Genomic DNA, 10,545 nt, shown 5'->3' on the forward strand with positions numbered 1-10,545 from the left:
GCATGGCACGCCCACGTATGGGCTCATATGCCATATTGCGGACATATTCCCGACGAAAGGCGTGTCATGAAGTTCGCAGTCATCGGGGGCACCGGGCTGATCGGGTCACAGGTCGTCAAGGACCTGAACGCCGCCGGGCACCAGGCGGTACCGCACTCGCTGTCCACCGGGGTCGACGTCATCAGCGGCCAGGGACTGGACGCGGCGGTGGCGGGAGCCGACGTCGTCGTCAACCTGACGAACTCCCCGACCTTCGACGAAGCCTCCCCGGCGTTCTTCCAGGCCTCGATGGACAACCTTCTGTCCGCGGCCCGCAAGGGCGGCGTCGGCCACTTCGTCATCCTCTCGATCGTCGGTGTGGACCAGGTGCCGGAGCTGGACTACTACCGGGCCAAGGTGCTCCAGGAGGCCATCCTCGCGGCCGGGCCGATCCCCTACTCGATCGTCCGGGCGACGCAGTTCATGGAGTTCATGGACGCCGTCATGTCCTGGACCGCGGAGGGTGACACCGTCCGGCTGCCGGCCACGCCGATCCAGCCGATCGCCTCCAGGGACGTGGCAGCGGCGGTGGCGGAGGTGGCCGCGGGCGCCCCGCTGAACGGCATTCGCAACATCGCCGGCCCCGAGATCTTCAACCTGGACGAGCTGGGCCGGATCACCCTGTCCCACAAGGGCGACAACCGCACCGTCGTCACCGACCCCACAGCCGGCATGTTCGCCGTCGTCAAGGGCGACGTCCTCACCGACAGGAACGCCCACCTCGCCCCCACCCGCTACGCCGACTGGCTCTCCTGACCCCCGCGACAATCGGGCGCCAATTGACGGCCATTCAGTGATGGTCCGCGAGAGTGGGAATGCAAAAGAAAGGCAGGTCCGGGCACCCCATTTCTGCGAGTGCCCGAACCTGCCCCGGGCGAGGCTCAGTGCCGGAAGGCGTCCTTGGTCTTCTCCTTGGCCTCGCGGGCGTCGCCGCGCGCCTGCTCCATGCGGCCCTCGGCCTCCATGCGCTCGTTGCCGACGGTGCGGCCGACGGTCTCCTTGACCTTGCCCTTGGCCTGCTCTGTCTTGGCCTGCGCCTTCTGGTTCTCAGCCATGGGTGTCACATCCCTACGTCGTCACGGCGTTCGGTGACGTTCGGATTGCCCCCGTCGTAACGCCTAAACGTCACAGCAATGCGCTGTGCCGTGCACGAGGATTCGCGGCGAACCAATCAGAATTCCACTGAAAGCCTTGAAGAAACCCGAGTTCTTCGATGCGTGCCGAGCCGTCGACGGGGAACCCGCTCGACCGGAGGTTGATGAAACATGGTTCCCTTGCTTCTGGTTCTTCTTCTGGCCCTGATCCTTTTCGGTGCGGGCTTCGCCTTGAAGGCGCTGTGGTGGCTCGCCGTCATCGTGCTGGCGGTGTGGTTGCTGGGCTTCGTCGTCCGCCCGGCGAGTGGCGGTCGACGGGGTCGCTGGTACCGCTGGTAGCGGCGCGCGTCGACACACGTCACGTAGGGCCCCGGCCGTGTCCGGGGCCCTACGTGTGTGCGCCCACGGACCTTGCCGTCCGCTCGGTCGTCACATACGAGTGGAAAGGGTGAAAAGGTGCGTACCTCCCCGCTGCCAGGGCATTCGTGGCCCGTCGGGCGCCGGTGCGCAACCGGAACCAGCGGCCTCCAACCCGGCGCCCGGCCTTGTGGTCGCCGCGCGACGAAGGGTCGCGGCGCGATGCCCCTTCGTCACGCGGCGAACGGGCGGTCGGGGCCGCATAGGGTGCCCCGCATGAGCATCATCGGAGTCGGCATCGACGTGGCCGAGATCGATCGCTTCCGGGCCGCGCTGGAGCGCACCCCCGGGCTGGCCGAACGACTCTTCCTGGAGCGCGAGTTGCTGCTGCCGGGCGGTGAGCGGCGCGGGATCGCCTCGCTGGCCGCGCGGTTCGCGGCGAAGGAGGCGGTGGCCAAGGCGCTGGGCGCGCCCGGAGGGCTGCACTGGACCGACGCCGAGGTGTACGTCGAGGACAGTGGTCAGCCCCGGCTGCGCGTGACGGGCACGGTCGCGGCCCGCGCGGCCGAACTGGGCGTGCGGTTCTGGCATGTGTCGCTCAGCCATGACGCGGGTGTCGCCTCGGCGGTGGTCGTCGCCGAGGGATAGCGCGCGATCCCGGCGCTCGGAGCGAGGGCCGGGGGCCGGGGCCGGGGCCGGGAGCCGGGCGACTCCCGCGCCCTTCGTCATGGTGCGAGCGCGGTGGGGGAGACTCGGCCGTATGCGTACTGCGTACAGCGTGGAGACGGTGAGGACGGCCGAGCGTGCGCTCATGGCCCGGCTTCCGGAGGGGGCGCTCATGCAGCGCGCCGCCGCCGGACTGGCCGCGGCCTGCGCCCAGTTGCTGGGGCGGGTGTACGGCAGCCGGGTGGTGCTGCTGGTCGGCAGCGGGGACAACGGCGGCGACGCCCTGTACGCCGGGGCGCGGCTCGCCCGGCGCGGGGCCGGGGTGACGGCGGTACTGCTGTCGCCCGAGAGGACCCACCAGGGCGGGCTCGCGGCCCTTCGCAGGGCGGGCGGTACGGCCGCGGACCCCTCTGACGCCGCCGAGGAGGTGATCCGGGCCGCCGACCTCGTCGTCGACGGGATCGTGGGCATCGGCGGCAAGGGCGGGCTCCGGCCCGACGCGGCACGGCTCGCCGCGCTCGCCGGCGCCTCGCGCGCGGTCGTCGTCGCCGTGGACCTGCCGAGCGGTGTCGAGGCCGACAGCGGGGAGGTGCGGGGGGACGCCGTACGGGCGGACCTCACCGTGACCTTCGGTACGCACAAGCCGGCGCTGCTCATCGATCCCGCGCGGGAGTACGCCGGTTCCGTACGGCTCGTCGACATCGGGCTCGAACTGCCCGAGGAGGCCGAGCTGGAGGCGTTGCAGCACGCGGACGTGGCCGCGCTGCTGCCGGTGCCGCGCGCCGAGAGCGACAAGTACCGGCGGGGCGTCGTCGGCATCGCCGCCGGGTCCGCGCGCTATCCCGGAGCGGCCGTGCTCGCCGTCTCGGGGGCGCTGCGCGGCGGGGCCGGGGCCGTGCGGTATGTGGGACCCGCCGGGAGCGCGGTGATCGCCCGCTTCCCGGAGACACTGGTCTCCGAACGGGGGCCCGCCAAGGCCGGGCGGGTGCAGGCCTGGGTGGTCGGTCCCGGCGCGGGCGACGACGCGGCGACCGTGGCCGAGGTGCTGGAGGCGGACGTACCCGTCCTCGTCGACGCGGACGGGCTCAGGCTGGCCGACCGGGACGCCGTACGCGCCCGTACGGCACCGACGCTGATGACCCCGCACGCCGGCGAGGCCGCCGCGCTGCTCGGCGTGGCGCGCCAGGAGGTCGAGGGCGCTCGGCTCGCGGCGGTACGGGAGCTGGCGTCCCGCTACCGGGCGACCGTCCTCCTCAAGGGCTCGACGACGCTGGTGGCGGACCCCGACGGCGGCCCGGTACGGGTGAACGCCACCGGCACCCCGTGGCTGGCGACCGCGGGCAGCGGAGACGTGCTGTCCGGCCTGTCGGGGTCGCTTCTCGCGGCCGGCCTCTCGGCCCGGGACGCGGCGAGCGTGGCGGCGTACCTGCACGGCCTGGCGGGCCGCTACGCCGCGGACGGCGCACCGGCGGGGGCGCACGACGTGGCCGACGCGATTCCAGAGGCCTGGCGGGACGTGCGGGGGTGAGCGGGTGGGCCCCTATACGGCCTGGACGGGCCCGGTCGGGCGTTCGGACCGGGCACGGTCGAGGGACGTCGGCTGCCGGAACGCTACCCGCCGGTACCGTCATCCCCGTGCCGTCCGGCCCCTCTGAGACACTGGGGCGCGATGGAACGTATCGAGACAGCACCCCTGCGCGCCCGCGCCGAGATCGATCTGGCGGCCCTGCGGGCGAACGTGCGTGCCCTGCGTGCCCTCGCGCCCGGCGCGGCCCTGATGGCCGTCGTGAAGTCGGACGCGTACGGCCACGGGGCCGTGCCGTGCGCCCGCGCGGCCCTCGAAGCCGGCGCCGAGTGGCTCGGCACGGCCACGCCCGAGGAGGCCCTCGCCCTGCGCGAGGCAGGAGTGCCGGGCCGCGTCCTGTGCTGGCTGTGGACCCCCGGCGGCCCCTGGCAGCGTGCCGTCGAGGCCGACGTCGACGTGTCCGTCAGCGGCCTGTGGGCCCTCGACGAGGTGCGCGAGGCGGCCGCCGCCGCGGGCGTGGCCGCCCGGGTCCACCTCAAGGCCGACACCGGCCTGGGCAGGAACGGCTGCCAGCCCGGCGACTGGCCGGAACTCGTCGCCGAGGCCCTGCGCGCCCAGGCCGACGGCCTGGTCACCGTCGTCGGCCTCTGGTCCCACTTCGCCTGCGCCGACGAACCCGGCCACCCCTCCGTCCAGGCCCAACTGGCCCGCTTCCGCGAGATGGTGGCGTACGCCGAACAGCAGGGCGTGCGCCCCGAGGTGCGGCACATCGCCAACTCGCCCGCCACGCTGACCCTGCCAGAGGCCCACTTCGACCTCGTGCGCACCGGAATCGCGATGTACGGCATCTCACCGAGCCCCGAACTCGGCACCCCCGCCGACCTCGGACTGCGCCCGGTGATGACCCTCACGGCCTCGCTCGCCCTGGTCAAGCAGGTCCCCGGCGGCCACGGCGTCAGCTACGGCCATCTGTACACCACCCCCGGCGCCACCACCCTCGGCCTGGTCCCGGTCGGCTACGCGGACGGCATCCCGCGCCACGCCTCCGGTACCGGACCGGTCCTGGTCGACGGCAAGCTGCGCACCGTCGCGGGCCGGATCGCCATGGACCAGTTCGTCGTGGACCTGGGCGGCGACGAGCCCCCACCCGGCACCGAGGCGGTCCTCTTCGGCCCCGGCGACCGGGGCGAACCCACCGCCGAGGACTGGGCGCAGGCGGCCGGAACCATCGCTTACGAAATCGTGACCCGGATCGGAACCCGCGTCCCGCGCGTCTACGTAAAGGTGAACGCGGAACAAGATGGGTAATCCACACGGGTGAGCCGGGGCAGACGTACGGCTGAACGAGCGGAGGCCCCGGCACGAAGGAGCGGGACGTGAGCGAGAGCAGCGCGGAGACGGCGGAAGCCGTCATGGGCGCGACCGCCGCTGCCGCCGGCAACTGGCGTCTCGCCGGTCTCGCCGGCGCCGCGATAGGCGTGGTCGCGGCGGGTGCCGCGGCCGGCGTCGCGATCGAACGGATGACGGTCGGCCGCGGCATGCGCAGGAAGGCCCGGCTGGCCCTCGACTCGGCGGGGCCGTACGGCACCCTCCGCGGCATCCCCGGCAAGGCGTACGCCGACGACGGCACCGAGCTGTACTACGAGGTCGACGACATCGAGCCGGAGAGGATCCCCGCGCAGCGCCGCCGCCGGCTCTTCGGGCGCAAGGCCCCGGCCCCGGTCACCGTCGTCTTCAGCCACGGCTACTGCCTCAACCAGGACTCCTGGCACTTCCAGCGGGCCGCGCTGCGCGGCGTCGTCCGTACCGTGCACTGGGACCAGCGCAGCCACGGCCGCTCCGGGCGGGGCATGGCGCAGGCCGACGGCACGCCGGTCTCCATAGACCAGCTCGGACGCGACCTGAAGGCCGTGATCGACGCGGCCGTGCCCGAGGGGCCGATCGTGCTCGTCGGCCACTCCATGGGCGGCATGACGGTCATGGCCCTCGCCGACCAGCACCCGGAACTGATCCGCGACCGGGTCGTCGGCGTCGCCCTCGTGGGTACGTCGTCCGGGCGGCTCGGTGAGGTCAACTTCGGACTGCCCGTCGCGGGCGTCAACGCGATACGCCGCATCCTGCCCGGAGTGCTCAGAGCGCTCGGGCAGCAGGCCGAGCTGGTGGAGAAGGGACGCAGGGCCACCGCCGACCTGTTCGCGGGGATCATCAAGCGGTACTCGTTCGCGTCCCGGGACATCGATCCGGCCGTCGCCCGGTTCGCCGAGCGGATGATCGAGAGCACGCCGATCGACGTGGTCGCCGAGTTCTACCCGGCCTTCACCGACCACGACAAGACCGAGGCGCTCGCCCGCTTCGCCGACCTCCCCGTGCTCGTCCTCGCCGGAGTGCAGGACCTCGTCACCCCCAGCGAGCACAGCGAGGCCATCGCCGACCTGCTGCCCGACGCCGAACTGGTGCTCGTGCCGGACGCCGGGCACCTGGTGATGCTGGAGCACCCCGAGGTCGTCACCGACCGCCTCGCCGACCTCCTGATGCGCTCGGGAGCGGTCCCCGCAGGGGCTACCGTGGGGGGCTATGGAAGCACCAGCACCAGCACCGCACAGCCCGGCTGAGACCCCCGTGCCGGGCGTCACCGTCGAGCTCACCATCACCTCCCCCGAACAGATGCAGGAACTGGGGCGCCGGCTGGCCAAGTTGCTGCGCGCCGGCGACCTCGTGCTGCTGAACGGCGAGCTGGGCGCGGGCAAGACCACGCTGACCCGCGGGCTCGGCGAGGGCCTCGGGGTACGGGGGGCGGTCACCTCGCCGACCTTCGTCATCGCCCGCGTGCACCCCTCCCTCGGGGACGGCCCGCCGCTGGTCCACGTGGACGCGTACCGGCTGGGCGGCGGCCTGGAGGAGATGGAGGACCTCGACCTCGACGTCTCGCTGCCGGAGTCGGTGGTCGTCGTGGAATGGGGCGAGGGCAAGGTCGAGGAGCTGACGGAGGACCGCCTGCACGTGACGATCCACCGGGCGGTGGGCGACACGACGGACGAGGTCCGGCATGTGACGCTCGCGGGGTTCGGGGAGCGCTGGGCGCAGGTGGACCTGGGAGCGCCCCTTTAGCGGCGGCCCCCTGCATCATGCGGGTCACGTCCCGACAAGGCGTCGGCAAGATATTGCGCCGTGGGCATCCGGCGTGGTCACATGGTCGGAAAGGACCGTGGTCAGGTCTGCCTAACCCTGTCGCCCCCGCGACACCAGGAGGCGTCCATGCCGGCTTCAGAACGCGACGAGGCGCAGCCGCGCGTGGTGCCCGGGCCGGGCAGCGTGTCGATGAAGGACCTGCTCGCGTCGTGCGCCGCGGCCGAGGCGGTCTCGACCCCGCCGAGGGACCCGGCGCCCGACAAGCCCCAGCCGGCTCCCGTGACCGAGGAGGGGCGCAGGGCCGCGTAGGGCGGGGCTGCCGCTACTTGGCGACGACCGTTACTCGACGGCGACCGCTACTGACGGCGACCGCTACTTGACGACGACCACCTTCTGGTTGATCGTCGCGAACTCCCACATCGCCGTGCCGTCCGCACGCGCCTCGCGGATGCCGCCCAGCTTCTTGGACGCGTCCGGCTTCGGTGTCGAACCGTCCACGGCCGAGCTGAAGCCGAACACCACGCCGTCGCTCAGCGCGAACCGCACGATGTGCTCCACCTGCTTGCCGTCCGAACCGGTCCCGGCCGCGGTCCGGGACGTCACCGCGTACGTGCCCGGGGCCGGGTCCACCGTCCCCGGCATCACGGTGAAGGTGCGCTCCACCTTGTTGTCCGTGCCGACCAGCCACACCCGGTCGTCGTCGAGCGAGTACACCACCCGCTCCCCGGTGCCGGAGTCGCCGGGCAGCGCCGCCGGGTTCGCCTTGCCCCGCGGGGCCTTGGACGCGCCGGCCCCCGGCGACTTCTTCACCTGCGGCTTGCCCAGCGTGTCGGGCACGTGCGCCGACGCCTGGTAGGCGAGGAAACCGACCGTGGCGACGGCCGCCACGGTGAGCCCGGCCACGAATCCCGAGCTGCTCCTAGCCACCCTTGCCCACCTCTCGACACCGTGCACGCGCTTGCGTCGCACACCTTTGCTGTGACGGTAGCAGCAGCCGCGGTGGGGACCGGCCCGGCCGTGCGAGGGGCGCGGGCGCCGTACGCTGTTTGCGTGCTCTTGCTCGCTCTGGATACCGCCACCCCCGCCGTGACCGTCGCGCTGCACGACGGCACGTCCGTCCTCGCCTCGACGAGCCAGGTCGACGCCCGGCGGCACGGGGAACTCCTGCTGCCCGCCGTCGACCGGATCCTCGCCGAGGCGGGCACCCGGCTCGATGCCGTCACCGGCGTAGTCGTCGGCGTGGGCCCCGGCCCGTACACCGGGCTGCGGGTCGGCCTGATGACCGCCGACACGTTCGGACTCGCGCTCGGCGTGCCCGTGTACGGCCTGTGCACCCTCGACGGCCTCGCGTACGCCTCCGACCTGACCGTGCCCTTCGTGGTCGCCACCGACGCGCGCCGCAAGGAGGTCTACTGGGCGCGCTACGACGATGCCCGCACCCGTGTCACCGAGCCCGCCGTCGACCGTCCCGCCGAGATCACCGAGAAGGTCGCGGGCCTGCCCGCGATCGGCGCCGGCGCGCTGCTGTACCCGGACACCTTCCCGGACGTCCACGAGCCCGAGCACGTCTCGGCGGCGGCCCTCGCCTCCCTGGCCGCCGAGAAGCTCGCCCGGGGCGAGGAACTGCCCGCGCCGCGTCCGCTGTACCTGCGCCGTCCCGACGCACAGGTGCCCAAGAGCTACAAGGTGGTCACGCCGAAGTGACCGAGCCCGTGACCCCGCCCGAGACGCCCCGGCTGCGCGAGATGCGCTGGTGGGACATCGACCCCGTGCTGGAGCTGGAGAAGGATCTCTTCCCGGAGGACGCCTGGTCGCGGGGCATGTTCTGGTCCGAGCTCGCGCACTCCCGTGGCCCGGAGGCCACCCGCCGCTACGTCGTGGCCGTCGAGGGCGAGCGCGTCGTCGGCTACGCGGGGCTGGCCGCCCAGGGCGCTGCGCCTGACAGCGGCTACGCCGCGGTCGGCGACATCCAGACCATCGCCGTGGCCCGCGACCGCTGGAGCACGGGACTCGGCGGGCGGCTGCTGACCGAGCTGCTGCGCGCCGCGACCGCGTTCGAGTGCGCCGAGGTGATGCTCGAGTGCCGGGTCGACAACGTACGCGCGCAGAAGCTGTACGAGCGCTTCGGCTTCGAGGCCATCGGCTTCAGGCGCGGCTACTACCAGCCGGGGAACGTGGACGCCCTGGTGATGCGCCTGACCACCACTCCCGACGGCGGCTTCGCCGCGGGCTCCCCATCAGTACGAGGAACCGAGATCAATGGCTGACCAACCCCTGGTCCTGGGGATCGAGACGTCCTGTGACGAGACCGGTGTCGGCATCGTCCACGGGACCACCCTCCTCGCGGACGCCGTCGCGTCCAGCGTCGACGAGCACGCGCGCTACGGCGGGGTCGTCCCGGAGGTCGCCTCGCGCGCCCACCTGGAAGCGATGGTGCCGACCATCGAGCGCGCGCTGAAGGACGCGGGAGTCTCCGCGAAGGACCTCGACGGCATTGCGGTCACCGCCGGGCCGGGCCTGGCCGGCGCCCTGCTGGTCGGCGTGTCCGCGGCGAAGGCGTACGCGTACGCGCTGGGCAAGCCGCTGTACGGCGTCAACCACCTGGCCTCGCACATCTGCGTGGACCAGCTCGAGCACGGCGCGCTGCCGGAGCCGACGATGGCGCTGCTCGTCAGCGGCGGCCACTCGTCGCTGCTGCTGTCCACGGACATCACCTCGGACGTACGGCCGATGGGTTCGACGATCGATGACGCGGCCGGCGAGGCCTTCGACAAGATCGCGCGCGTGCTGAACCTCGGCTTCCCGGGCGGCCCGGTCATCGACCGGTACGCCAAGGAGGGCGACCCGGAGGCGATCGCGTTCCCGCGTGGTCTGACCGGCCCGCGCGACCCCGCGTACGACTTCTCCTTCTCCGGCCTGAAGACGGCCGTGGCCCGCTGGATCGAGGCCAGGCGCGCGGCGGGGGAGGAGGTGCCGGTCCGTGATGTGGCGGCGTCCTTCCAGGAGGCGGTGGTGGACGTGCTGACCCGCAAGGCGGTACGTGCCTGCAAGGACCAGGGCGTCGACCATCTGATGATCGGCGGCGGCGTCGCGGCGAACTCCCGGCTGCGCGTCCTGGCCCAGGAGCGGTGCGAGGCGGCCGGCATCCGCCTGCGCGTGCCGCGGCCGAAGCTGTGCACGGACAACGGCGCGATGGTCGCCGCGCTGGGCGCGGAGATGGTCGCCCGGGGCCGTGCGGCGTCGTCCTGGGACCTGTCGGCGGACTCGTCGCTGCCGGTGACGGACCCGCATGTGCCGGGCAACTCGCACGACCACGACCACGTGCACGAGGTGAGCAAGGAGAACCTCTACTCGTGACGGTCGCGCTGATGTGGGAGGCCCGGGCGGTCACCGGCCGGGGTGAGGAACTGCTGGTCTGGGCCCGCGCCCAGGAGCTGACGCCCCCGCCCCTGCGCCGCGAGACCTTCCGGGCCCCGCAGGACCGCGTCCTCGTCATCACCTGGTGGGACGCGGAGTTCACCGCCGACCTCCCCGAACTTCCCGATCCGGACGGGGAGTTGGTCACCCGGTCGGTGCACCGGTGGCGGTTCGAGCCGGTAGGCGGGGACTGACCCTGACGGAACTCGTACAGAGCCACGCGCTTCACACCGTGAACAAGGCGCTGACGTAGGGATTTTGGTACGACAACCGCCCAACTCTACCAATCGGTAGCCCTTACCGTCGGAACTCACTGTG

14 protein-coding genes are annotated in these 10,545 nt (G+C 72.6%); 12 read left to right on the forward strand and 2 right to left on the reverse strand.

Annotation, left to right across the window (positions count from 1 at the left end):
• Positions 1 to 66: 66 nt before the first annotated feature.
• A complete protein-coding gene (locus tag ACIRC0_RS08995) occupies positions 67 to 795 on the forward strand; it encodes an SDR family oxidoreductase (RefSeq protein ID WP_403613272.1) in 729 nt (242 codons plus the stop codon).
• 125 nt (positions 796 to 920) lie between these two features.
• Here ACIRC0_RS08995 and ACIRC0_RS09000 read toward each other — a convergent pair whose 3' ends face one another.
• Entirely contained in the window at positions 921 to 1,094 is a 174-nt protein-coding gene (locus ACIRC0_RS09000; protein ID WP_403613275.1) for a CsbD family protein, read from the reverse strand.
• Positions 1,095 to 1,304: 210 nt separating this feature from the next.
• Here ACIRC0_RS09000 and ACIRC0_RS09005 point away from each other — a divergent pair, with 210 nt between their 5' ends.
• From ACIRC0_RS09005 to ACIRC0_RS09035, 7 genes are all read left to right on the forward strand, one after another.
• Positions 1,305 to 1,472, forward strand: coding sequence for a hydrophobic protein (locus ACIRC0_RS09005; RefSeq protein ID WP_263231471.1), 168 nt, complete (start codon positions 1,305 to 1,307; stop codon positions 1,470 to 1,472).
• Between the two features lie 294 nt (positions 1,473 to 1,766).
• Positions 1,767 to 2,138, forward strand: a complete 372-nt coding sequence (locus tag ACIRC0_RS09010; RefSeq protein ID WP_403613278.1) for a holo-ACP synthase — start codon at positions 1,767 to 1,769, stop codon at positions 2,136 to 2,138.
• Positions 2,139 to 2,250: 112 nt separating this feature from the next.
• Positions 2,251 to 3,684: an NAD(P)H-hydrate dehydratase gene (locus ACIRC0_RS09015; RefSeq protein ID WP_403613280.1), complete on the forward strand. Its 1,434-nt coding sequence runs from the start codon at positions 2,251 to 2,253 to the stop codon at positions 3,682 to 3,684.
• Positions 3,685 to 3,825: 141 nt separating this feature from the next.
• Entirely contained in the window at positions 3,826 to 4,989 is a 1,164-nt protein-coding gene (alr, locus tag ACIRC0_RS09020) for an alanine racemase (protein WP_403613283.1), read from the forward strand.
• 68 nt (positions 4,990 to 5,057) lie between these two features.
• Positions 5,058 to 6,293 (forward strand): alpha/beta fold hydrolase, encoded by a 1,236-nt coding sequence (locus ACIRC0_RS09025; protein WP_403613286.1) that lies wholly within the window; start codon positions 5,058 to 5,060, stop codon positions 6,291 to 6,293.
• Entirely contained in the window at positions 6,256 to 6,789 is a 534-nt protein-coding gene (gene tsaE / locus ACIRC0_RS09030; protein WP_403613289.1) for a tRNA (adenosine(37)-N6)-threonylcarbamoyltransferase complex ATPase subunit type 1 TsaE, read from the forward strand. The genes ACIRC0_RS09025 and tsaE overlap by 38 nt, the downstream gene beginning before the upstream one ends.
• A 147-nt stretch (positions 6,790 to 6,936) precedes the next feature.
• Positions 6,937 to 7,119, forward strand: coding sequence for a hypothetical protein (locus tag ACIRC0_RS09035; protein ID WP_403613292.1), 183 nt, complete (start codon positions 6,937 to 6,939; stop codon positions 7,117 to 7,119).
• A 63-nt stretch (positions 7,120 to 7,182) separates the two neighbouring features.
• Here the strand turns inward: ACIRC0_RS09035 and ACIRC0_RS09040 are convergent, their stop codons facing one another.
• The gene (locus ACIRC0_RS09040; protein WP_403613295.1) at positions 7,183 to 7,737 is read right to left on the reverse strand and encodes a hypothetical protein; all 555 of its coding nucleotides are present in this window, start codon (positions 7,735 to 7,737) and stop codon (positions 7,183 to 7,185) included.
• Between the two features lie 123 nt (positions 7,738 to 7,860).
• Between ACIRC0_RS09040 and tsaB the strand changes: the two genes are divergently transcribed.
• From tsaB to ACIRC0_RS09060, 4 genes are read left to right on the forward strand one after another with little or no spacing between them, the layout of a single operon-like run.
• Positions 7,861 to 8,514 carry a tRNA (adenosine(37)-N6)-threonylcarbamoyltransferase complex dimerization subunit type 1 TsaB gene (gene tsaB / locus ACIRC0_RS09045; protein WP_403613298.1) on the forward strand — a complete coding sequence of 218 codons (654 nt, stop codon included), beginning with the start codon at positions 7,861 to 7,863 and terminating at the stop codon, positions 8,512 to 8,514.
• 8 nt (positions 8,515 to 8,522) lie between these two features.
• Positions 8,523 to 9,077: a ribosomal protein S18-alanine N-acetyltransferase gene (rimI, locus tag ACIRC0_RS09050; protein WP_403614673.1), complete on the forward strand. Its 555-nt coding sequence runs from the start codon at positions 8,523 to 8,525 to the stop codon at positions 9,075 to 9,077.
• Complete coding sequence (gene tsaD, locus ACIRC0_RS09055) at positions 9,070 to 10,167, forward strand: tRNA (adenosine(37)-N6)-threonylcarbamoyltransferase complex transferase subunit TsaD (RefSeq protein ID WP_403613301.1); 1,098 nt, start codon at positions 9,070 to 9,072, stop codon at positions 10,165 to 10,167. The genes rimI and tsaD overlap by 8 nt, the downstream gene beginning before the upstream one ends.
• Positions 10,164 to 10,421, forward strand: a complete 258-nt coding sequence (locus tag ACIRC0_RS09060; protein ID WP_403613304.1) for a hypothetical protein — start codon at positions 10,164 to 10,166, stop codon at positions 10,419 to 10,421. The genes tsaD and ACIRC0_RS09060 overlap by 4 nt, the downstream gene beginning before the upstream one ends.
• The last annotated feature ends 124 nt before the right edge of the window (positions 10,422 to 10,545 follow it).

Source organism: Streptomyces sp. NPDC093984 (genome assembly GCF_044764595.1).
Lineage (GTDB): Bacteria > Actinomycetota > Actinomycetes > Streptomycetales > Streptomycetaceae > Streptomyces > Streptomyces cynarae.